This is a genomic window from Pseudomonas sp. G34 (assembly GCF_031119625.1).
GTDB lineage: Bacteria > Pseudomonadota > Gammaproteobacteria > Pseudomonadales > Pseudomonadaceae > Aquipseudomonas.
The window spans coordinates 83,426-105,799 of record NZ_JAVHZV010000009.1 but is presented as its reverse complement, the minus strand read 5'-3'; the positions used below and the strand labels follow the sequence as shown (position 1 = coordinate 105,799).

The 22,374-nt window shown below is 65.3% G+C and carries 18 protein-coding genes and 1 pseudogene; 5 read left to right on the top strand and 14 right to left on the bottom strand.

Annotated features, from left to right (window positions below):
- Positions 1-76 precede the first annotated feature (76 nt).
- The gene (locus tag QYS36_RS05915; RefSeq protein ID WP_308838605.1) at positions 77-1,201 is read right to left on the bottom strand and encodes a beta-ketoacyl-ACP synthase III; all 1,125 of its coding nucleotides are present in this window, start codon (positions 1,199-1,201) and stop codon (positions 77-79) included.
- A 356-nt stretch (positions 1,202-1,557) separates the two neighbouring features.
- Positions 1,558-2,526, bottom strand: a complete 969-nt coding sequence (locus tag QYS36_RS05910; protein ID WP_308838604.1) for an NAD(P)H-quinone oxidoreductase — start codon at positions 2,524-2,526, stop codon at positions 1,558-1,560.
- Positions 2,527-2,621: 95 nt separating this feature from the next.
- On the opposite strand from QYS36_RS05910, the gene QYS36_RS05905 reads away from it, so the two are divergent.
- Positions 2,622-4,745, top strand: coding sequence for a carboxy terminal-processing peptidase (locus QYS36_RS05905; RefSeq protein ID WP_308838603.1), 2,124 nt, complete (start codon positions 2,622-2,624; stop codon positions 4,743-4,745).
- A gap of 209 nt (positions 4,746-4,954) precedes the next feature.
- Positions 4,955-6,739, top strand: a complete 1,785-nt coding sequence (locus QYS36_RS05900; RefSeq protein WP_308838602.1) for a bifunctional diguanylate cyclase/phosphodiesterase — start codon at positions 4,955-4,957, stop codon at positions 6,737-6,739.
- Here the strand turns inward: QYS36_RS05900 and QYS36_RS05895 are convergent.
- From QYS36_RS05895 to QYS36_RS05885, 3 genes are all read right to left on the bottom strand, one after another.
- Positions 6,721-7,086 (bottom strand): hypothetical protein, encoded by a 366-nt coding sequence (locus tag QYS36_RS05895; RefSeq protein WP_308838601.1) that lies wholly within the window; start codon positions 7,084-7,086, stop codon positions 6,721-6,723. The two genes, QYS36_RS05900 and QYS36_RS05895, sit on opposite strands and share 19 nt — an antisense overlap.
- Complete coding sequence (locus QYS36_RS05890) at positions 7,083-7,400, bottom strand: helix-turn-helix transcriptional regulator (RefSeq protein WP_308838600.1); 318 nt, start codon at positions 7,398-7,400, stop codon at positions 7,083-7,085. The genes QYS36_RS05895 and QYS36_RS05890 overlap by 4 nt, the downstream gene beginning before the upstream one ends.
- A gap of 127 nt (positions 7,401-7,527) precedes the next feature.
- Positions 7,528-8,079, bottom strand: coding sequence for a TetR/AcrR family transcriptional regulator (locus tag QYS36_RS05885; RefSeq protein ID WP_308838599.1), 552 nt, complete (start codon positions 8,077-8,079; stop codon positions 7,528-7,530).
- 177 nt (positions 8,080-8,256) lie between these two features.
- Here QYS36_RS05885 and QYS36_RS05880 point away from each other — a divergent pair, with 177 nt between their 5' ends.
- Positions 8,257-9,423: a MexC family multidrug efflux RND transporter periplasmic adaptor subunit gene (locus QYS36_RS05880; protein ID WP_308838598.1), complete on the top strand. Its 1,167-nt coding sequence runs from the start codon at positions 8,257-8,259 to the stop codon at positions 9,421-9,423.
- A 14-nt stretch (positions 9,424-9,437) separates the two neighbouring features.
- Positions 9,438-12,572 carry an efflux RND transporter permease subunit gene (locus QYS36_RS05875; RefSeq protein WP_308838597.1) on the top strand — a complete coding sequence of 1,045 codons (3,135 nt, stop codon included), beginning with the start codon at positions 9,438-9,440 and terminating at the stop codon, positions 12,570-12,572.
- A gap of 139 nt (positions 12,573-12,711) precedes the next feature.
- Here QYS36_RS05875 and QYS36_RS05870 read toward each other — a convergent pair whose 3' ends face one another.
- The 7 genes from QYS36_RS05870 to QYS36_RS05840 all read right to left on the bottom strand — a co-directional run bounded on the left by QYS36_RS05870 (position 12,712) and on the right by QYS36_RS05840 (position 19,199).
- Positions 12,712-14,094, bottom strand: coding sequence for a tripartite tricarboxylate transporter permease (locus QYS36_RS05870; protein ID WP_308838939.1), 1,383 nt, complete (start codon positions 14,092-14,094; stop codon positions 12,712-12,714).
- Entirely contained in the window at positions 14,094-14,630 is a 537-nt protein-coding gene (locus QYS36_RS05865; protein ID WP_308838596.1) for a hypothetical protein, read from the bottom strand. The genes QYS36_RS05870 and QYS36_RS05865 overlap by 1 nt, the downstream gene beginning before the upstream one ends.
- 116 nt (positions 14,631-14,746) lie before the next feature.
- Positions 14,747-15,157: a hypothetical protein gene (locus QYS36_RS05860; RefSeq protein WP_308838595.1), complete on the bottom strand. Its 411-nt coding sequence runs from the start codon at positions 15,155-15,157 to the stop codon at positions 14,747-14,749.
- Positions 15,158-15,159: 2 nt separating this feature from the next.
- A complete protein-coding gene (locus QYS36_RS05855; RefSeq protein WP_308838594.1) occupies positions 15,160-15,618 on the bottom strand; it encodes a MaoC family dehydratase N-terminal domain-containing protein in 459 nt (152 codons plus the stop codon).
- The gene (locus QYS36_RS05850) at positions 15,618-16,856 is read right to left on the bottom strand and encodes a CoA transferase (RefSeq protein ID WP_308838593.1); all 1,239 of its coding nucleotides are present in this window, start codon (positions 16,854-16,856) and stop codon (positions 15,618-15,620) included. Before QYS36_RS05850 ends, QYS36_RS05855 begins: the two co-directional genes overlap by 1 nt.
- Positions 16,857-17,013: 157 nt before the next feature.
- Positions 17,014-17,916: a hydroxymethylglutaryl-CoA lyase gene (locus QYS36_RS05845; protein WP_308838592.1), complete on the bottom strand. Its 903-nt coding sequence runs from the start codon at positions 17,914-17,916 to the stop codon at positions 17,014-17,016.
- On the bottom strand, positions 17,913-19,199 hold the full coding sequence (locus QYS36_RS05840; protein WP_308838591.1) for a hydroxymethylglutaryl-CoA reductase, degradative: 1,287 nt from the start codon (positions 19,197-19,199) through the stop codon (positions 17,913-17,915). Before QYS36_RS05840 ends, QYS36_RS05845 begins: the two co-directional genes overlap by 4 nt.
- Before the next feature lie 117 nt (positions 19,200-19,316).
- Here QYS36_RS05840 and QYS36_RS05835 point away from each other — a divergent pair, with 117 nt between their 5' ends.
- Complete coding sequence (locus QYS36_RS05835) at positions 19,317-20,714, top strand: PLP-dependent aminotransferase family protein (RefSeq protein WP_308838590.1); 1,398 nt, start codon at positions 19,317-19,319, stop codon at positions 20,712-20,714.
- Positions 20,715-20,720: 6 nt separating this feature from the next.
- Here the strand turns inward: QYS36_RS05835 and QYS36_RS05830 are convergent, their stop codons facing one another.
- Together QYS36_RS05830 and QYS36_RS23890 are read right to left on the bottom strand one after the other, a co-directional pair.
- Complete coding sequence (locus QYS36_RS05830) at positions 20,721-21,797, bottom strand: methyl-accepting chemotaxis protein (RefSeq protein ID WP_371923733.1); 1,077 nt, start codon at positions 21,795-21,797, stop codon at positions 20,721-20,723.
- A 9-nt stretch (positions 21,798-21,806) separates the two neighbouring features.
- Positions 21,807-22,331: pseudogene (locus tag QYS36_RS23890) on the bottom strand (MCP four helix bundle domain-containing protein); the annotation flags it as partial.
- Between the last annotated feature and the right edge of the window lie 43 nt (positions 22,332-22,374).

Below are 22,374 nucleotides of genomic sequence, written 5' to 3'. Positions count from 1 at the left end.
ATGAACCAAGCTCCTGCCACCGGCGGGAGCTTCTCCTCAGCGCTTGTAAACCTCGCGCCCCCTCCTCCACACGTAATCAGCGCTTGCGCAGAATCACGCTACCGATGGAGTAGCCAGCGCCAAACGAGCTGAGCACGCCCAGGCTGCCTGCCGGCAGATCATCCTGATGCTTGTGCAGGGCAATCACCGAACCGGCGGAACTGGTGTTGGCGTAGGTATCGAGAATCACCGGCGCCTCATGGGCTTCGGGGTCACGACCCAACAGCTTGCGGGCGATCAGCTGGTTCATGTTGAGGTTGGCCTGGTGCAGCCAGAAGCGCTTCACCTCGGCCACATCCAGGCCATTCTCCTGCAGATGGGCAGCGATCAGCTCGGCGACCATCGGGCAGACTTCCTTGAACACCTTGCGCCCTTCCTGCACGAACAGTCGACCTTCGGCCAGCGAGCCGCCCTCGTCGGCAGCGCGGTTGAGAAAGCCGAAGTTGTTGCGGATGTTGTTGGAAAACTGGGTCAGCAGCTTGGTGCCGACGATCTCGAACTGATGCTCGGAGGTCGCCAGATCCGCGCGTTCCAGAATCACCGCGGTCGCCGCATCGCCAAAGATGAAATGGCTGTCGCGGTCACGGAAGTTCAGGTGCCCGGTGCAGATCTCCGGGTTGACCATCAGGATCGCCCGCGCCTGGCCGAGCTGGATGCTGTTGGCCGCCGCCTGGATGCCGAAGGTGGCCGAGGAACACGCCACGTTCATGTCGAAACCGAAGCCCTGGATACCCAGCGCCGCCTGCACTTCGATGGCCACCGCCGGATAGGCGCGCTGCAGGTTGGAACAGGCGACGATCACCCCGTCGATGTCCGCGGCTGTCTTGCCGGCGCGAGCCAGCGCCTCTTCGGCAGCCGCCACGGCCATCTCGCAGAGGATGCCCCACTGCCCGTTATCGCGCTCGGGGATCAACGGCACCATGCGCCGTGGATCGAGAATGCCCTGCTTGTCGATCACGAAGCGGCTCTTGATGCCCGAGGCTTTTTCGATGAACGCGCTGTTCGATTCGCTCAGCGCCTCGACCTCGCCGCGCTCGATGGCCTCGGCGTTGTCCGCATTGAACTGCTGCACATAGGCATTGAAGGACGCCACCAACTCGTCGTTGGAGATGCTGTTGGCCGGGGTATACAGGCCCGTACCGCTGATGACGACGTTATGCACGCTGCTTCCTCTTGTTGTTGGCGATGGCCGGGCTGACCGCGACAAAGGGCCGGCGGCACCGGTGCACGGGCGAGCGACACACGCCGCTTCACAACCCGGCTTCACTGGCGCTCAAGTGTGCCACAGGCCTAGGGCCTGTTGACACTTCCACACGACCGCGCCAGAGCCCGTTTTGCCGCGAGGCAAGGCATGAGCCGCGAAGTTTAGCGGGCTAAATGAGCCGGCGAGAAACGCAACCGCCCAGAACATTCGGGTGGATGGCGGCGTGACCCGCGCCGTCTGATCAGCGTGCCGTGGGGCTGCCCCAGCGCGGATACCCACCAGCGTCCACCCGCGTGGACGCTGGCGGGCAGGCTTCAGCTCAAGCTGTCATCGATGACCAGCACCAGCTTGCCGTTGACCTGGTTACCTTCCAGGGTCGAGTAGGCTTCGTGGGCTTCGGCAATCGGGAAGGTGCGGGCCAGTTGCGGCTTGAGGCGACCCTCGCTGAACAGCGGCCACACGTGCTGGCGCAGGTCGCGCAGCAGTTCGGCCTTGAACAGGTCATCGCGGTTGCGCAGGGTCGAGCCGATCAGCTGGATGCGTTTGCCGAGCACCTGCGCCATGTCGATTTCGGCCTTGCGCCCGCCCATCAGGCCGATGTTCACCCAGCGGCCGTCGAGCGCCAGCAGCTTGAGGTTGAGCGTGGCGTAGCTGGCGCCAACCGGGTCGAGAATGACCTCGAACGGGCCGAAATCATCCGCCACCTGCAGGCCGTCCTTGCCACGAATCGCGCCGCCGCTGGCGCCCAGGCTTTCGCAGTAGGCAAGGCGCTCCTGCGAACCGACGGTCACCCAGCAGCTGCTGCCGAAGGCCTTGCACAGCTGGATGGCCGCCGAACCGACGCCACTGGCGCCGGCATGCAGCAGCACCTTCTCGCCGGGTTTCAGGCCGGCCAGCTGGAACAGGTTGAGCCAGGCGGTGGCGTACACCTCAGGCAGCGCAGCGGCCTCGTGCAGCGACAGGCCTTCCGGCACCGGCAGCACGTGGCGCGCATCGACCACCACCTGTTCCGCTACACCGCCGCCAGCCAGCAATGCACAAACGCGATCGCCCACCTGCCAGTCATCACAACCCGGCCCCACTTCACTGACGATACCCGCACACTCCAGGCCCAGCGTATCGCTGGCGCCCGGCGGCGGCGGGTAATTACCGGCCCGCTGCAACAGGTCGGCGCGGTTCAGGCCCGCTGCCGCCACGCGAATACGTACTTCCCCTACATCACAGGCAGGCGTGGGACGATCGACCCATTCCACCTGCCCTTCAACGCCTTGCAATGCTTTCACGGTGCCTCCATAGTGCATTTGAACCTGGCCCGTCGCTCAGCGACGGGCCTTTGCATTGCGCCGATGGAACCTGGCGCCCTCAAAGACGGCCTAATATGCGTTATCAACTGTCCCCACGTCGAATCAGCATGAAGCGATCCTTTATCAGCGCCACCCTGGCCCTCGTTCTCGGGCTGGGCGCTCTACCCCTCGCCGCCAAAACCAGCCAGGCCGATCAGTGGGAATACCTGCAGCCCGATCGTGAGCAGGTGATCGCCAGCCTCAACGTGGTCGAATTGCTGCAGCGCCATCACTACAGCAAGCCTCCGTTGGACGACGCCCGGTCGGAAAAGATCTATCAGGGTTACCTGAAGATGCTCGACCCGGCGCGCAGCTACTTCACCGCCGCCGACATCGCCGAATTCGACCGTTGGAAAGACAAGTTCGACGACTTGCTGAAAAAGGGCGACCTGGAACCCGGCTTCCATATCTACAAGCGCCATCTCGAACGCCAGCAGGAGCGCCTGAACTACGTGCAGGGGCTGCTGGCCAAGGGCGTCGACAAGATCGACTTCACGGTTGACGAAAGCCTGCTGGTCGATCGCGAGAAAGCCCCCTGGGCCAAGGACGTCGCCGAACTCGACGACCTGTGGCGCAAGCGCCTGAAGGACGAAGTGCTGCGCCTGAAGCTGGCCGGCAAGGAACCCAAGGCGATTCAGGAACTGCTCACCAAGCGCTACAAGGCTCAGCAGGCGCGCCTGCAGCAGACCCGCAGCGAGGACGTGTTCCAGGCCTACATCAACGCCTTCGCCATGACCTACGATCCGCATACCAACTACCTGTCGCCGGACAGCGCGGAAAACTTCGACATCAACATGAGCCTGTCCCTCGAGGGCATCGGCGCCGTGCTGCAGAGCGACAACGAACACGTCAAGGTGGTGCGCCTGGTACCCGCCGGCCCGGCCGAGAAGAGCAAGCAGATCTCGCCTGCCGACAAGATCGTCGGGGTTGGCCAGGGCGACGACGAAATCGTCGACGTGATCGGCTGGCGCCTCGATGAAGTGGTCAAGCTGATCCGCGGCCCGAAAGGCTCGCGGGTACGCCTGGAAGTGATCCCGGCCAGCAATGCGCCGAACGACATGACCAGCAAGGTGGTCAGCATCACCCGCGAAGCGGTGAAGCTCGAAGAGCAGGCGGCCAAGAAATCCGTCCTCGAGCTCGAGCAGGGCGGCCGTGCCTACAAGCTGGGCGTGATCGAAATCCCGGCTTTCTATCTGGACTTCAAGGCCTTCCGTGCCGGCAACCCGGATTACAAGAGCACCACCCGCGACGTCAAGAAACTGATCACCGAACTGCAGGCCGAAAAGGTCGACGGTATCGTCATCGACCTGCGCAACAACGGCGGCGGCTCCCTGCAGGAAGCCACCGAACTGACCGGTCTGTTCATCGACAAGGGCCCGACCGTGCTGGTGCGCAACAGCGATGGACGAGTCGACGTGCTGGCTGACGAACAGGACGGCGCATTCTACAAAGGTCCCATGGCCGTGCTGATCAACCGCCTGTCCGCCTCGGCTTCGGAGATTTTCGCCGGTGCCATGCAGGACTACCACCGCGCGCTGATCCTCGGTGGCCAGACCTTCGGCAAGGGCACCGTGCAGACCATCCAGCCGCTCAACCATGGCGAACTGAAGCTGACCCTGGCCAAGTTCTACCGGGTTTCCGGGCAGAGCACCCAGCACCGCGGCGTGGTGCCGGACATCGCCTACCCGGACGTGATGGACAACAAGGAAATCGGTGAAAGCGCCCTGCCCGAGGCCATGCCATGGGACAGCATCCGCCCGGCGATCAAGCCCGAGCTGGATCCGATCAAGCCGTTCCTCACCGAACTGAAGAACCGCTACGACGCCCGCACCGCGGACAACCCGGACTTCAACTTTGCCCGCGACCGCCTGGCCCTGTCCCGCGAGCTGATGGCCGAGAAGACCGTCAGCCTCAACGAAGCCAAGCGCCGCGCTCAGCAGGCCGACATCGAGAAACGCCAACTGGCGATCGAGAATGCTCGTCGCACCGCCAAAGGCGAAGAGCCGCTCAAGGAGCTGAAGAAGGAAGACGAGGACGACGTGCTGGCACAGGCCGAGGAAGACAAGAAGACCAAGCCGGAAGACGATGCCTACCTGACGGAAACCGGCCACATCCTCATCGACTACCTCAAGCTCAATACCCGCCTGGCCAAGCAGTAATCACCGGCCAGCGGTAACCCGAAGGGCGTCGCCACTGCGACGCCCTTTTTATTGCTTGAGCGGTGCCAGAAAATCATTCATTTATTTCTGACGCCCGGCCATATTCATCAATCGGTCATCATTCTGTAGTCGAATCATGCTCATCTAGCGGGGCGCCCCATCCTGGCCAATCGCCATCTCCCGCTTTCCGATACGCATAGAGATTCACCATGACCGTCACCGATCAGTTGAGCTCGCTGGGGCAGATTCTCGCCCACGGTGACTTGCACAGCCTGTTCCAGCCCATCGTGTCGGTCGCCGAACGACGCATTCTCGGTTATGAAGCGCTGACCCGTGGCCCTTCCAACAGCCCCCTGCATTCGCCGCTGACGCTGTTCGCCGCCGCCCGCCAGACCGGGCTGCTCAGCGAACTGGAGGTGGCCTGTCGCAAGAGTGCCTGTCGCCGCTTCAGCGAGCTGCAACTCGATGGCTTGCTGTTTCTCAACGTCTCGCCGGATTCGCTGCTCGACGCCAATCACCAGCCAGGCCGCACCCTGCAGTTGCTGCAGGCCTACGGTATCCCCCCGAGCCGGGTGGTGATCGAACTGACCGAGCAATCGCCCACCGACGATTTCTACCTGCTCGATACCGCCCTGCACCATTACCGCGACATGGGTTTCTCCATCGCCCTGGACGACCTGGGCGCCGGCTATTCGAGCCTGCGCCTGTGGTCGGAACTGCGCCCCGACTACGTGAAGATCGATCGCCACTTCATCGACGGCATCCACCGTGATGCGGTGAAACGCGAGTTTGTCGGTTCCATCCTGCAAATGGCCAAGGCCTCGCGCTCGAGGGTGATCGCCGAAGGCATCGAACTCGAGGAAGAACTCACCGTACTCTGCGAGATGGGCGTCGACCTGCTACAGGGCTACCTGCTCTGCCGCCCCCAGGAGGAGCCGCCCACCGACGTACACAAGATGCTGCCCACCCTGGGCCAGGCGCCGACGCCACTGGGCGAGGAAGGCAGCGATCTCACCGCGCTGCTCAACGAACAGCAGGCGGTCTCCACGGCCACCCCTACCGCCGACGTGCTGGAGGCGTTTCGCGCCCAGGCCAACCTCAACTCCCTGGCGGTTCTCGATGAGGAACAGCGCCCGGTGGGCATCGTGCACCGCCATTCGCTGTCGGACGTGCTGCTCAAGCCCTTCGCCACCGAGCTGTACGCGCGCAAGCCGATCAGCCGGCTGATGAGCAACGACTTCCTGGCCGTGGAGATCACCACCTCGCTGCAGCAGGTCAGCCGGCTGTTGACCAGCCGCGCGCGCCAGCGCATGGAAGAGGATTTCGTGATCACCGTAGAGGGCTGCTACCAGGGCCTGGGACGAGTGATCGACGTGCTCAAGCTGATCACCGAGCTGAAGATCCAGCAGGCCCGCTATGCCAACCCGCTGACCCTGCTGCCGGGCAACGTGCCGATCCAGCAGTGCCTGGCCCGTCTGCTGCAGCAGAATCGCGAAGCGGCGGTCTGCTACGTCGACATCGACAGCTTCAAACCCTTCAACGACCTGTACGGCTACGCCAAGGGCGATGAGGTGCTGTTGTGCCTGGCGCATTGCCTGAACGAGCGCATCGACCCCAGCCGGGATTTCGTCGGCCACATCGGCGGTGATGATTTCCTGCTGGTATTCGGCTCGCGGGACTGGCGCGCGCGCCTCAACCAGTTGCTCGAAGACTTCCAGAGCCAGTGTCGACGCTTCTACCTGGAGGAACACCTGGACGCCGGCTGCTTCATCAGCCATAACCGCCAGGGCCAGCGCGAGGAGTTCGCGCTGCTGTCACTGTCGCTCGGCGTGGTTCACCTGCACCCGCAGCACTGCCCGCAGCTGGACGCCAGCGAGCTGGCTGGCCTGGCCTCCGAAGCCAAGCGCCAGGCCAAGGCGATACCGGGTTACAGCCTGCACGTGATCGACACCCATATGTTGCAGGAGCGCCCTGCTCAGGCATCGGCGGGATAATCGAACTCGAATACCCGGGCCACTTCCGAAGCATGCCAGGAGGCGGCGGCGATGCCATCGGGCGCGCCGTCGAAGCGGCCCAGGCGCGATACACATTCGAAGAAGCCGGTGCGCGGCAGGCGGCTGGCACCCTGGCTGATCACCAGGGCGCTGCGCAGTGGGCGGTCGCTGCGGGCATCCAGTGCGGCCAGGTGTTCCAGCGCAGCGGTGAGGGTCTGCATGGCAGGCGCCGGCAGCGACAGGCGCTCGATCAGCGCGCGGTAGGTCAGCAGGTGGCGCTGGCGGCGGGCATCGTCGAGAGCCGCGAGCAGCGCCTCCCAGTGCGCCCGGCTGATGCGCACGCTCATGCCTGCCAACCGGAGATGCCGAGCACCCAGGCCAGGGCACGCAGAATGGCCGCATCGGGCTGGCGCTCGCCGCTTTCGATCATGCCCAGGTAATGCGGGCTGATGCCCACGGCCCGCGCCAGCTCATCGCGGCTCAGGCCCTTGGCCTCGCGCAGCGCGCTCAGCTCGGTCAGCGCTTTCGGGGCGTCGACAGCCGGCCGACTCGCCGGTGTCGCGCCACCCTGGCCAGCGGCCTGGAGCAGCGCCTGATAATCGGCCCACGGCACGACCGCGTATTCCGGTTCGCCGTCACGCTCGATCACTTGTACATTCATGCTTGGGTTCTCCGCGAGGCGCAGCGTCGCTCTGCGTAATCCGGCTCAGGGCCACAACATGAGCCGCATACTACCAGCCCTCCGACCCGACGCGCTCGTCGGCATCCATGCCGTGTGCCAGGCGCCGTCAGGTCGCCGCGCCCTGCATGAAGAACTGCAGCAGCGACGAGCCCATGCTGGCCCGCGCGACCCGCCCACGGCGCTCGCCATCGACCAGGCCGAACAGCAGCGAGGCGAACAGCTCGGTCAGCACCGGCGCACCAATGTCGATACGAAAGACGCCCTCCTGCTGGCCACGCAGGAAGAACTGATCCAGGGCATTGGTGTACGGCAGCCAGCGCGCCTCTTCGCCGCACTCGTGCAGCGAGTCCGGGCGCCACTGGAACATCAGGAAAACCAGCAGGTCGCGGTGCACCAGATGCCCGTCCACCAGGCGTTGCAAGGCTTCGGACAGCGGCGCATGCTGCAGGTCGGCCTCGGCGATGACCTGGTTCATGACCTCGGAGCCATAGTCGAAGAGCATTTCGATGAGGTTGTCGCGAGTGCCGCAGAACCGGTTCAGGGTTGCCTTGCTGACACCTGCCGCCTGCGCGATCTCCTTGAAGGTGCCACGCGGCTGCTCGACCATGGCAACGGCCAGGGCCTTGAGCAGTTTTTCTTCAGCAACAGGTCTTGGCATCTATCGGCTCTTCTCGGTAGTCGCGTCATTGTGCAGGAAAAGCCCATTTGTTCCAAAGGGCTGGCAAGTTTAGTCACAAAAAATGCAAATGAGACAATGTTGACTCACCTGCATCTATAACCGACCATTCACGCCTTTCAAGGACTAACTGGATTGGGCCATCGCCCCAGGTGAAGCATGAGCAGGATTCGCACAGGTCACGTCGTATCGGCGATCACCCTTTCAATCGTCATCGGCCTGGCCGGCTGTGACAAAGGCGACCAAGGCTGGGGCGAGGCGCCGCCTCGCGAGGTCGACGTGCTGACCATCAAGACCGAGCCCTTCACCGTGGTGGCCGAATTGCCGGGGCGGATCGAGCCCGTACGGGTCGCCGAGGTCCGCGCCAGGGTCGCCGGCATCGTGCTCAAGCGCACCTTCGAGGAAGGCGCCGACGTCAAGGCCGGCGACCTGCTGTTCCAGATCGACCCCGCCCCGTTCAAGGCTGCGCTGTCGCGCGCCGAGGCCGAACTGGCACGCGCCGATGCGCAACTGTTCCAGGCCCAGGCCACGGTCAAGCGCTACGAGCCGCTGGTGAAGATCAACGCGGTCAGCCAGCAGGACTTCGACGTGGCCCGCGCCACCTTGCGCAGCGCCCAGGCCGACAAACGCTCGGCCCAGGCCAGCGTGGAAACCGCCAAGCTGGACCTGGGTTACGCCCAGGTGCGCGCGCCCATTGCCGGGCGCATCGGCCGTGCCCAGGTGACCGAAGGCGCACTGGTTGGCCAGGGCGAGACCACCCTGCTCGCCCGTATCCAGCAGCTCGACCCGGTGTATGCCGACTTCAGCCAGCCGGCTGCCGATGCCCTGCGCCTGCGCGCCGCCATCGCCGATGGCAAGGTCTCCGGTGACGGCGACAAGACCCTGTCACTGCGCGTCGACGGCACCGACATCGAAAGCCAGGGCACACTGCTGTTCACCGACATTTCGGTGGATCGCAGCACCGGACAGATCGCCCTGCGTGGTCGCTTCGACAACCCGAACGGGGTGCTGCTACCCGGCATGTACGTGCGCGTGAGCACGCCCCAGGGCCTCGATCAGGACGCCATCCTGGTGCCGCAACGCGCCGTGCAGCGCGCCGCCGATGGCAAGGCCAGCGTGATGCTGCTCGGTGCCGACGACACCGTGGAGGCGCGGCCGGTCACCACCGGCGCCATGCAGGGCGGCCGCTGGCAGATCACCGACGGCCTGAAGGCCGGTGACCAGGTGATCACCAGCTCGCTGTCGGCCATCCGCCCCGGCGCCAAGGTGATACCGCGCAAGCCAGGCGCTGAGGCCCAGAACGACACCACTTCCCAGGCGCAATAAGCCGGAGCACCGACATGTCCTTGTTTTTTATCCGGCGCCCGAACTTCGCCTGGGTGGTCGCGCTGTTCATCACCATGGGTGGCTTGCTGGCCATTCCCTTCCTGCCGGTGGCCCAGTACCCCAACGTGGCGCCACCGCAGATTACCGTCACCGCCACCTACCCGGGGGCGTCGGCCCAGGTGCTGACCGACTCGGTCACCAGCGTGATCGAGGAAGAACTCAACGGCGCCAAGAACCTGCTGTACTTCGAGTCCACCAGCAACGCCAACGGCATCGCCGAGATCACCGTGACCTTCCAGCCGGGCACCGACCCGGAGCTGGCCCAGGTCGACGTGCAGAACCGCCTGAAACGGGCCGAGGCACGCATGCCCCAGGCCGTACTGACCCTCGGCATCCAGACCGAACAGGCCACTGCAGGCTTTCTGCTGATCTATTCGCTGACCTACAAGGATGGCGGCGCCAACGACGACACCACGGCCCTGGCCGACTATGCAGCGCGCAACATCAACAATGAGATCCGCCGGGTTGCCGGTGTCGGCAAGCTGCAGTTCTTCGCCTCCGAAGCGGCGATGCGCGTGTGGATCGACCCGCAGAAGCTGGTCGGTTACGGCCTGTCGATCGACGACGTCAACAACGCCATCCGCGCCCAGAACGTGCAGGTGCCGGCCGGCGCCTTCGGCAGCACGCCGGGCAGCGCGGAGCAGGAGCTGACCGCGACCCTGGCGGTCAAGGGTACCCTGGACAATCCCGAGGAATTCGCCGCCATCGTGCTGCGCGCCAACCAGGACGGCACGCGCCTGACCCTGGGCGACGTCGCCCGCATCGAGGTCGGCAGCCAGGATTACAACTTCGGCTCGCGCCAGGACGGCAAGCCGGCCGTGGCCGCCGCCGTGCAGCTGGCGCCAGGCGCCAACGCCATCCAGACCGCCGAAGCGGTCAAGCAGCGCCTTACCGAACTATCCGCCAACTTCCCGGACAACGTGCAGTTCTCGGTGCCCTACGACACCTCGCGGTTCGTCGACGTGGCCATCGACAAGGTCATCATGACCCTGGTCGAGGCCATGGTGCTGGTGTTCCTGGTGATGTTCCTGTTCCTGCAGAACGTGCGCTACACGCTGATCCCGTCCATCGTGGTGCCGGTGTGCCTGCTCGGCACCCTGACTTTCATGTACCTGCTGGGCTTCTCGGTGAACATGATGACCATGTTCGGCATGGTGCTGGCCATCGGCATTCTGGTCGACGACGCCATCGTGGTGGTCGAGAACGTCGAGCGGATCATGGCCGAAGAAGGCCTGGAGCCGGTGCCGGCGACCATCAAGGCGATGGGCCAGGTGTCCGGCGCGATCCTCGGTATCACCCTGGTGCTGTCGGCGGTGTTCCTGCCCCTGGCGTTCATGGCGGGCTCGGTGGGGGTGATCTACCAGCAGTTCTCGCTGTCGCTGGCGGTGTCGATCCTGTTCTCGGGCTTCCTGGCGCTGACCTTCACCCCGGCGCTGTGCGCCACCCTGCTCAAGCCGATTCCCCAGGGGCATCACGAGAAAACCGGTTTCTTCGGCTGGTTCAACCGCACGTTCACCGGGCTGACCGGGCGCTACACCAAGCTCAACAGCAAGCTGGTACCGCGCGCCGGCCGCTTCATGTTCATCTACCTGGGCATCGTGGTGCTGATGGGCTTCTTCTACCTGCGCCTGCCGGAATCCTTCGTGCCGGTCGAGGACCAGGGCTACATGATCGTCGATATCCAGCTGCCACCCGGCGCGACGCGCGAACGTACCTCGGCCACCGGCAAGCAGCTGGAGGAATTTCTCGCCTCCCGCGAGGCCGTGGCGACCTCCTTCCTGGTACTGGGCTTCAGCTTCTCGGGCATGGGCGAGAACGCCGCCATCGCCTTCCCGCTGCTCAAGGACTGGTCCGAGCGTGATTCGGAGCAATCGGTCGAGGCAGAGACGGCTGCGGTCAACGGCCGCTTCGCCAACCTCGACGACGGCGCGATGATGGCCGTGCCACCGCCACCGATCGACGGCCTGGGCAACTCGGGCGGCTTCTCGCTGCGCCTGCAGGACCGCAGCAGCCTCGGCCGCGAGGCGCTGCTCGCGGCGCGCGACCAGGTGCTCGGCAAGGTCAACGGCAACCCGCTGTTCCTCTACGGCATGATGGAAGGCCTGGCCGAGGCGCCCCAGCTGCGCCTGGTCATCGACCGTGACAAGGCGCGCGCCCAGGGCGTCAGTTTCGAGTCGATCAGCAATGCGCTGTCCACCGCCTTCGGCTCCGCGGTGATCAACGACTTCGCCAACGCCGGGCGCCAGCAGCGCGTGGTGGTGCAGGCCGAACAGGCCGCACGGATGACGCCGGACAGCGTGCTCAAGCTGCACGTGCCCAACGACAGCGGCAGCCTGGTGCCGCTGAGCGCCTTCGTGACCACCCAGTGGGAACAAGGCCCGGTGCAGGTGGCGCGCTACAACGGCTACCCGTCGATCCGCATTTCCGGCGACGCCGCCCCGGGGGTCAGCACCGGCGAGGCCATGGCCGAGCTGGAGCGCATCGTCGCCGAGCTGCCGGCGGGCATCGGTTACGAATGGACCGGCCTCTCCTACCAGGAAAAGGTCGCCAGCGGCCAGGCGACAATGCTCTTCGCCCTGGCCATCGTGGTGGTGTTCCTGCTGCTGGTGGCCCTCTACGAGAGCTGGGCGATTCCCCTGGCGGTCCTGCTCATCGTGCCGGTCGGCGCCCTTGGCGCGGTACTGGCGGTAACCGCCATCGGCCTGCCCAACGACGTGTACTTCAAGGTCGGGCTGATCACCGTGATCGGCCTGGCGGCGAAGAACGCCATCCTGATCGTCGAGTTCGCCAAGGACCTGTGGGAAGACGGCTACTCGCTGCGTGACGCCGCCATCGAGGCCGCACGCCTGCGCTTCCGGCCGATCATCATGACCTCCATGGCCTTCATGCTCGGCGTGGTGCCGCTGGTGATCGCCACCGGCGCCGGCGCGGCCAGCCAGCGCGCCATCGGCACCGGGGTGCTCGGCGGGATGTTCAGCGCGACCCTGCTGGGGGTGATCTTCGTGCCGATCTTCTTCGTCTGGGTGTTGTCGCTGCTGCGTACCAAGCCCAAGCAGACCGACCATCACCCGCTGCACAAGGCGGAGTAAGGCCATGGCCGCGCCGAGCCTGCGGCGCTCATTGTCCGCGGGTAGGACGGACGATGGCGTGGCCAGGGCGGCTCTATCGCCACCCCTGCAGCACTGATGAGAGGGGGCGTGCTGGCAAAAGCCGCACGCCCTTTGTCATTCAGTTCAGCAAGGCGATCAACGCAGGTACGCTGAGTACCGCCGTGTAGTAGCCCATGAACTGCACACCGATGTTGAAGCCCAGGAAGCGCCCCAGAAGGCCGCCGAGCAGGCCGATGGTGACGATCACCAGCAGCCCGAGCAGGCCGCCCTCCCAGATCCCGACCACCAGCACCAGGCCGATGAAGGTGGCGATCACCGCTTCGTGGCTGATCCTGCGCGACACGAAAGAAGCTGCCTGGTGGGCGAAGTTCATGGTGAAGGGATAGGCGATCAGAATGGCCACCAGCACCGCCATCATGCCGTAGCCGAAGAACTCCCAGTTGTTGAGCAGGTTATGCAGGTTGTTGACCTCACCGCTGACGCTGTCCACGGTGAAGCGCGGCGGTGCGTTGAACAGCGGCGCGGCCGGGCCGGCAGCCACCGGGCTGAGCGGCAGACCGAAGGCGATCAGCGGAATCAGCGCCTCGGCGATGTAGGTGGACTCGGTCACCCCGTTACGGGCGGTGATCACCGTGGTCAGGCGCTCGTAGGCCTGCTTGATGCGCGCGCCGATCAGCTCGCCCATGATCACGGTCATGGCCACCGGGCTGAACACGAAGGTGGCACTGGTCACGCTCGCCGCCATGGCGGTCATGCGCGTCTGGCGCTTGTTGATCACCCGCAACGGGTTGGGAAAGTAGCCGCGCCAGCCCTTCATGTCCGGCGCCAGGGAGAACACCCGATACTGGTCGCGACGCATGCGTTCACGCTCGGCTGGCGCCAGCATCGAGAACAGCGAAGTGATCAGCGGTGCCACGGCGATGCCGAGGAAGTAACTGACCGCCAGCTTGACGCCGTACTGGGCCGTCAGGGTCTGCAGGGCGACGATCACCAGCACGAAGGGCAGCAAGGCCAGCACCGAGGCCCAGCGCCCGGCCGAGAAGTAGGCGATGGTGAAGGCGGCGCAGAGAAACACCCAGGGGGCGAACTGCTTGATGACGTCACCGAACGGCGCCAGCAGCACGGCGAACAGCACCGCCAGCGGCACTGCGATGACGGCTGCCACGGCGCCACCGGAAATCATCTTGCGCAGCGCCACATGGGGCACACCAAGGCGGCGCAGATGGTTGGCGTCACCGATCAGCGCGGTCGCCGAGGTATCACCGGGAATGCCCAGCAGCGCAGTGGGCACCGCGTGGGTCATGTGCTTGGCCACCGCACCGGCCAGGAAGAAGGTGAGAATCCCGGCCGGCGGCGCGCCGAGCAGCACCACCAGCATGGTCAGTGGCGCCAGGGTGGTGGTTTCGTCGGTTCCCGATACCAGGCCGATGGCGGAGAACAGCACAGCGCCGAACAGGCCAAGCGCCAGGGCCATGAGTATTTCGTAGAGTAGGCCCTCCATCACGAACGCCCTCCGCTCAGCGCCAGGGCATCGCGCGTGTCCGCATCGGCTTCGACGGGGCCATTGTCACGCGCCTGTTCTTCCCGGGCCTGGGCATCCCGGAACAGCTCATAGAGGCCGAGTTCGTGGAGCTCGGCGACCACCTCGGGCGAGGTGTCCTCGAGACGGCCGAGGCTGCCGTATTCCTTGAGCAGGTCACCCACCACCTGCTCGCGAAAAGCCGGATCCGCCACGTGCTCGACCACATCGCGCTTGGGTTTGAACAGCATCGCACTGATCGCCCCACCGCCCAGGCAACCGAGAATGCCGAAGAGCATGGCGTAGGCCTTGGCCATCTGCGCCGACTCGACCAGGCCGCCGAGTATCAACAGCGCCAGCCCATAGGCACCCAGGCTGACGATGGCGCTGACGATGATGGCCAGCACCAGGTGCCGGGCATCGACGGTATCGCCCCACACCTCGTAGAGGTTGTCGGTGTTACGCGCCGCGTCCGCGCTGGGCGGTGTCGCGGCGATTCTGGCAAGCTCTTGGCTCATGGTGTCCCCCGCCCTTTCGGGCTCTTGTTGTTATCGAGGAAGCAGCTGGTTGACGACCGCAAGGTCGGTTTCGTGTGCACTGCAGGTGCCGGCCATGGCGCCTGTGTCGCTGTTGGTCATGCCGCGCCGGCAAGGCGTACGCTGGCGCCTCCCCGGGTGATCACCTGGCCCGTCTGGTTGCTCAGGCGCAGCGCCAGGTTCACTCGCCCGGCCTCTACCGCGACGATTTCGCCGGCGGCGGTCAGCACATCGCCCACATAACCGGCGCGTCGATTGCTGTATTGGAAGCTCAGCAGTTCGTCGCCCTCCTCCATCCAGTCGTACACCAGTTGGGTCAGCCAGTCGCCCTGCAACGGGCCGTCCACCAAGAGCGCCGGGTGCCCCTCGCGCTGCTGGGCATAGGGCAGGTCATAGTGGATACGGTGGGCATTCCAGATCGCCGCGTTATACAGAAACAGCTGCACGGTGCCGGGCCGGTACTCGCGCTCGGGCAGCCGCTGGCCTGCTCTGATCATCTGCCTGGCCATGCTCACCTCGCGATCCGGGTCAGGCGTTCGGTCACCACCGGCTCGCCCGCTTCGGTTGCAAAACGGTTCTCGAACACCAGAAAGATCAGCGGCCCTTCGGCGCCCTGTTTCTGGTAGATGTCCAGCAGGGTCTGCCGGCACAACAGCACGTCGCCGGCGAAGATCCTGCGGTGCACCTGGTACTCGCTGCCGCCGGCCATGATGCGCTTGAGCGGCAACTCGGGAAGCAGCGCATCGTCGGGCTTGTGCCCGTCCTCGAGCAGTTGCTCCAGCGGCAGCACCGGCATCATCGCGCTGAACAGGAACAGCAGCGGCGCTTCGTCACCATCGAGATAACGGCGCTGACGCTGCCCGGTGGCCACCGCATATTTTTTGATGTCGTTACGGTTCACCTCGAAGCGCGACGGCGGCAGCGAGGTGCCGATACTGCGCCGGGCCGCATCGCTGATCAGATCCGTCATCAGATCACCCCCAGCCTGACCAGCTCGGCGTATTCGGCTTCGTCCAGGCCCAGCCACTGGCGATAGATGGAGGCGTTGTGCTCGCCGACCGCGGGGGCGCTGGCGCCGCGTTCCAGGGTGCCACCGGAGAGTTTGATCGGGTTGCCGAAAACCTCGAAGCGGGCACCCTGACAATCGACCGGCACCAGCATGTCGCGTTCGCGCAGGTGGGGATCGGCCACCACTTCATCGATGCTCTTGATCGGCGACAATGGAAAGCGATCACCGGTCATGGCTTCCAGTTCGGCCTTGGTGTGGGCGCCGAGCCAGCGCTCCACGGCAGGCTTGACCTTGCGCAGGTAGACGTCGGTTTCGAAGCGCTTGGCCATGCTGTCGAGCTCAGGGTCCGAGGCCGTCGCCTCGTCACCGAAGGTCAGGCAGGCCTCGCGCCAGAACTTGTCGGTGTAGGCACCGAAGAACACGTAGCCATCCTTGCAGGCGTAGCGTCCGTAGGGACGCACGAACGGATGGCCATTGCCCTCGGGCACCGTGACCTTGCCGGTTTCGGTGTAGGTCACCAGCGCGTTTTCGGTGAGCGAGACGATCGAATCCTGCTGCGACACGTCCACCAGCTGGCCCAGGCCGGTGCGCTCCGCTTCACGCAATGCGCCGAGGGTACCGATGGCCGCATACAGCGCAGCGGACAGGTCACCCAGCACCGTGCCCACGCGCATCGGCTCTTCAACCGTGCCATTCATCGACCACAGCCCGCCGCTGGCCTGGGCGCTGCTGTCGAATGCCGGGCGCAGCGAGTTCGGGCCGTACTGGCCGAAGCCACTGATGGCGGTGAACACGATGGCTGGATTGACCTCCCTGAGCACCTCGTAGCCCAGCCCCAGCCTGGCCATGGTGCCGGGCCGAAAGTTCTCGATGACGATATCGGCCTTGCGCACCATGTCCAGGAAGGTGGCCTTGCCCTCGGCCTTCTTCAGGTCCAGGCCGACCGCCATCTTGTTGCGGTTGAACTGGGCGAAGAAGCCACTCACCGGCTCGCTGCTGCTGCGACTGAGCGGCGGAAACTCGCGGGTGAGATCGGGATCGGCGGGGTTCTCGATCTTGATCACCGTGGCGCCCATGTCGGCCAGCAGCATGGCGCAGTAGGGGCCGGCGACAACACGGGTCAGGTCGAGGATGGTCACGCCCTTCAGCGGGCCGGCCGTTCTGGCGAAGCTCGCCGGTGCATCGGTCAGTGAACTCATGGGTTCTCCTGTGTCGGTACGTCGCCGGGGGCGCAGAGCGCCGCCATGAAAGAGCCGAGGTACGCTCGTACAGTGAGTTGACGGAGTGATCCGGGCAATGCGACCTGATGGCTGTCGCAGCGGGCCCGCACCCTTTCCGGGTTGTTGTTCTATTGGCTCAATGCGCCCTGTTGCGCAGGGCGGTGGCCACTCTCGAAGCCGACGGTTTACCCAGCGCGGCGTCGATGAAAGCACCGGCCTCGAGCAGTGCCGACAGATCCACACCGGTCGGCAGGCCCTGGCCCTCGAGCAGATAGACCAGCTCCTCGGTCGCCACATTACCGGTGGCCCCGGGCGAATACGGGCAGCCACCCAGGCCGGAAACCGAACTGTCGAACACCCTTACCCCGGTTTCCAGAGCAGCCTGGACATTGGCCACCGCCATGCCGTACGTGTCGTGGAAATGCCCGGCCAGTGCGGTGATCGGCACCTCGCTGGCGCAGGCCTGGATCAGTGCTCTGGCCTTGCCCGGGGTACCTCGGCCGATGGTGTCGCCAAGGCTGATCTCGTAGCAGCCCATGGCGTGCAGCTCGCGGGCGACCCGCACCACCTCCGCCACCGGCACCTCACCAGTGAACGGGCAACCGAGTACGCAGGAGACATAGCCGCGCACCGCCACACCCTGCTCCAGCGCCTTGCCCAGCACCGGTTGGAAGCGCTGCAGGCTTTCGGCGATCGAGCAGTTGATGTTCTTCTGCGAAAACGCCTCGGAGGCGGCGGCGAAAACCGCCACCTCCCGGCACCCGGCCTGCAGTGCGGCATCGAGCCCCTGAAGATTGGGCACCAGCGCCGTGTAGGTCACCCCCGGATGTTGCCCGAGGCGGCGCAACACCTGGTCGGAGTCGGCCATCTGCGGCACCCAGCGTGGCGACACGAACGCACCGGCCTCAAGCGTTCGCAGCCCGGCCGCGACCAGCCGTTCGATCAGCGCCACGCGCACCTCGACCGGCAGGGTCAGGGCTTCGTTCTGCAGGCCGTCCCGCGCACCGACCTCCACCAGCCGTACGGCATTCATGCTCATTGCCCGCGCTTTTCGCGCAACAACGCCTCGGCGCGGTCGGCACGTACGTCGCGGGTCTCGACCATGCGTTTGACCAGCCAGTCCAGCTCATCGCCCCGGGCACCGGCCGACAGCGCGATATTGCGCGCATGCAGGGCCATGTGGCCGCGCTGGATGCCTTCGGTAGCCAGGGCACGCAAGGCCCCGAGATTCTGCGCCAGGCCGACGGCGACGGCGATCTCGCCCAGTTCCTGGGCACTCTTCACGCCAAGAATGCGCAACGACAGCTGCGCCAGTGGGTGGGTCTTGGTGGCGCCACCGACCAGACCGAGGGGCATGGGCATCTCGATGGTGCCGACCAGATGGCCTTGGCGATCCTTCTCCCAGGTGGTCAGGGAGCCGTAATGACCATTGCGGCAGGCATAGGCATGGGCGCCCGCCTCCACGGCCCGCCAGTCGTTGCCGGTAGCCACCACCAGCGGGTCGATGCCGTTCATGATGCCCTTGTTGTGGGTCGCGGCGCGGTACGGATCGATGGCCGCGAAGGTATAGGCATCGATCACTCCCTCGATGACCTCCGTGCCCTTGTACTCGGCGGTATCCAGGTGTTCCGGGGCGATCCGCAACTGGGCCCGCGCCAGGCGCAGATCGGCAAGATTGGAAAGGATGCGCAAGCGCACCTTGCCGCCCGTAAGTTGTTCCATCAGCGGCGCCACGGCCTCGGCCATGGTGTTGACCGTGTTCGCACCCATGGCGTCGCGCACGTCGACGATCAGGTGCGCGACCAGCATCGGCCCGCGCGGGCTGTCGATGAAGGTGTGCACCTCGATATCACGGCAACCGCCGCCCAGGCTGTTCAGCAGCTGATCCTTACTGTTGGCCAGGGTGATGATCTCGTCCTTGTTGCGCAGCAGGCTGAGGCGCGCGTTGTAGGGATCGCTGACACCGATGATCTGTACCTGGGCACGCATCAGTGGCGCGCTGCTGGAAGTCTGGAAACCACCGGCCGGCCGGGTCAGCTTGGCCATGAACGAGGCCGCAGCGACCACCGAAGGCTCTTCCACCACCAGCGGAATGAGCATCTCCCGGCCGTTGATGCGGAAGTTGCTGGCCAGCGCATAGGGCAGCTCGAACGTGCCGATCACGTTCTCGATCATGCCGTCGGCGATCTCCAGCGGCAGCGCACCGGCGTCACGCAAAAGCGCGGTGTCCTCGGCGGACAGGCCAAGCAATTGCTGCACATGCTCGAGGCGTTGCGCGGGGGACAGGTTACGGAAATCGGGCAGGCGGGAATCGATCGACATGGGCGCTCCTCGGGGAGTCGTTTGTTCTTGGTTGGGGCGAACGTTATCCTCACTGTATCCCTGAAAGAAGGTACAGTTTGCCCGGACACTTCATTCCTGTACCCAGGGATTTGCGCCATGCCCAGACAGACCCTCGCCCAGAAAGTCGCCGACGCCATTGCCAGGCAGATTGCCGATGGTGCCCTGCCGGCAGGCAGCAAACTGCCCTCGCTGCGCGAGTACATGCGCCTGCACGGGCACTCCAAGAACACGGTGATTACCGCCTACGAGCACCTGGCCTCCCAGGGGCTGGTGGAGGCACGCCACGGCAAGGGGTTCTTCGTCTGCACGAGCGTCAGCGCCAGTGTCGAGGACGACGAGGCGCAGCCCTACACGAGGGCGCTGGACACCATCTGGATGATGCGCCAGCAGTTCGTCCGCGACCCCGGCCACTCGCACCTTGGCGAAGGCTTCCCACCGGTGCAATGGCTGATGGACATGCGCCTGGACAAATTCCACCGCCAGGTGGTGCGCGGCGGGGTGACCACCCTGTTTCGCTACGGCACACGGCTGGGCAACCCCGGCCTGCGCCAGCGCCTGGCGCAGAAGCTGGCGGACTACCGCATCGCCGTCTCGCCCCGGCAACTGGTCACCACCCTGGGCGCCAACCACGGTATGGACCTGATCATCCGCCGCTACGTCATTCCCGGCGACACGGTGCTGGTCGAAGACCCCGGCTATTACCCGCTGTTCGGCAAATTGCAGTTGCAGGGCGCGCGCATGCTCGGCGTACCGCGGGAGGCTGACGGACCGGATCTGGATGCATTGGAGCGGGTGCTGAAAAGGGCAAGACCCAGGCTGTTCTTCCTGCAGTCGGTGGGCCACAACCCCACCGGCTCGGACATCTCCCCCGCCAAGGCCCACCGCCTGCTGCAGATTGCCGAAGCGCACGACCTGCTGCTGGTGGAGAACGACGCCATGGCCGACTTCAAGCCCAGCTCGGCAACCAAGCTGACGGCACTGAACCAGTGCGAGCGCACCCTGTACCTGGGCAGCTTTTCCAAATCGATTTCCGCCGCCTTGCGCGTCGGCTTCATCGCCGGCAGCAAGCAGCGCATCGAGGAGCTGGCCGACCTGAAGATGCTGCTGCACAACAGCGGCGCCGAATACAGCGAGCGCACCATCGAGGTGATCCTCGGCGAGGGGCATTTCCTGCGTCACCTGTCACGCCTGCAGGATCGCCTGCGCGCCGCCACGCAACGCGGCCTCGAAGTGCTCGACGAGCTGGGCGCCGAGGTGTTCTGCAGGCCGGAGCAAAGCCTTTATCTGTGGGCGCGTTTTCCCGGCATCGACGACGCCAACGCCCTGACACGACATTGCCTGACCCAGGGGGTGATGCTTGCACCGGGCTCGATCTTCGCCGTCAACCGGCAGACGCCGGTACCCTGGACGCGCCTCAATGTGGCCTACCTGGATGACCCGGCGTTCCGCCGCAGCCTGGCGCGCCAAGCGCAACAGGCTGTCGGCGCACGGTAACGCGGGTCAGACCCGGAAAGCGGTCACCAGGCCATTGAGGCTGACCGCCAGGCACGACAGTTCCTGGCTCGCCGCGCGGGTCTGGTTGGCACCGGCCGAGGTCTGCTGCGACAGGTCGCGAATGTTCACCAGGTTGCGATCGACCTCGCGAGCCACCTGCGCCTGCTGCTCCGCAGCGCTGGCGATCACCAGGTTGCGCTCGGTGATCGCGGCGATGGCCTGCACGATCGCCTCCAGGGCATCCCCCGCGGCCTGGGCCAGGGTCAGGGTGGCGCCGGCGCGTGAACTGCTGTTGTGCATGGCCGCCACCGCCTGTTCGGTACCGCGCTGGATACCCTCGATCATCTGCTCGATTTCCCGGGTCGACTGCTGGGTGCGATGCGCCAGGGCGCGCACCTCGTCGGCCACCACGGCGAAACCACGCCCCTGCTCCCCTGCCCTGGCTGCCTCGATGGCGGCGTTCAGGGCCAGCAGGTTGGTCTGCTCGGCAATCGCGCGAATCACCGTGACCACCTGGCTGATCTCGCGGACGTTGCCAGCCAGCTTGCCGATCTCGCCGGAGGTAGCGTTGACGTCCTGGGTCAGCAGGTGGATGGAATCGACGGTCTGGCGCACCTGATCCTGCCCGAGGCGCGCGGTCTGGTCCGACTGGCGCGACGCTTCGGAGGTGCTGACCGCATTCTGCGCCACCTCCTCCACCGTGGCGGTCATCTGGTTCACCGCCGTGGCCGCCTGTTCGATTTCCTCGTTCTGCAGGTGCAGACCGCGGGTCGCATCTTCGGTTACCGCATGCAACTCTTCCGACGACGAGGCCAGCTGATTGGAGGATTCGCCGATACGTTGCAGGGTGTCGCGCAGGCTGCGCTGCATGGCAGCCAGCGCCTGCAGCAGCTGGGCAGGCTCGTCGCGGCCGTGGTCGTCGACGTTACCGGTGAGGTCACCGGCGGCGATGGTCTTCGCGACCTCGACCGCCCTGCCGAGCGGTTTGACGATGCTGCGCGTCAGGTAGATCGCCAGCAGGATGGTCAGCACCGTCGCGACGATCACCACCAGCACCACGGTACTGGTGCTGTGCTCGTACACCTCGTCGCTCTCGCCAAAGGCCTGCGTGGCGCCCTGGCGGTTGTACTCGGTCAGCTCCTTGAGCTTTCTGACCAGCAGGTCCCCTTCCTCGGCCATCACCCCGGTGAGAATCTGCCCGGCAGCCATGCGCTCGCCGCGCAGCATCAGCTCGACCGCCTCACTCTGGTGCTGCAGGTAGCGATCCTTGATGCCGAGCAGTTGCTCGAACACCAGCCGTTCGGCGTCGGACTCGACCAGCGCCAGGTAACGGCTCTGTGCGCTGGCCAGGTCCGCCTTGGTAGCGTCCAGCCCGGGCAGGGCGGCGCGCCTTGCCTGGTCAGTGTCGAGCGCATAGAAGCGCAAGGTCAGTGCCCTGACCCGCATGGCCGAGACACCCAGGTCGTTCAATGCCAGGGTGGATGGAAACCACTTGGTCTCGATGGCGTCGCTCATGCTGTCCATGCGCTGCATCTGCGACAGTGTGATGACGCCAAGCAGCACCAGCAAGGTCGCCAGGGCGGCGAAGCAAATACCGGCACGCAAGCCAATTTTCATATTTCTGAGCGACATCAATCCTGCCCTTTCGTTATCGGTTGCC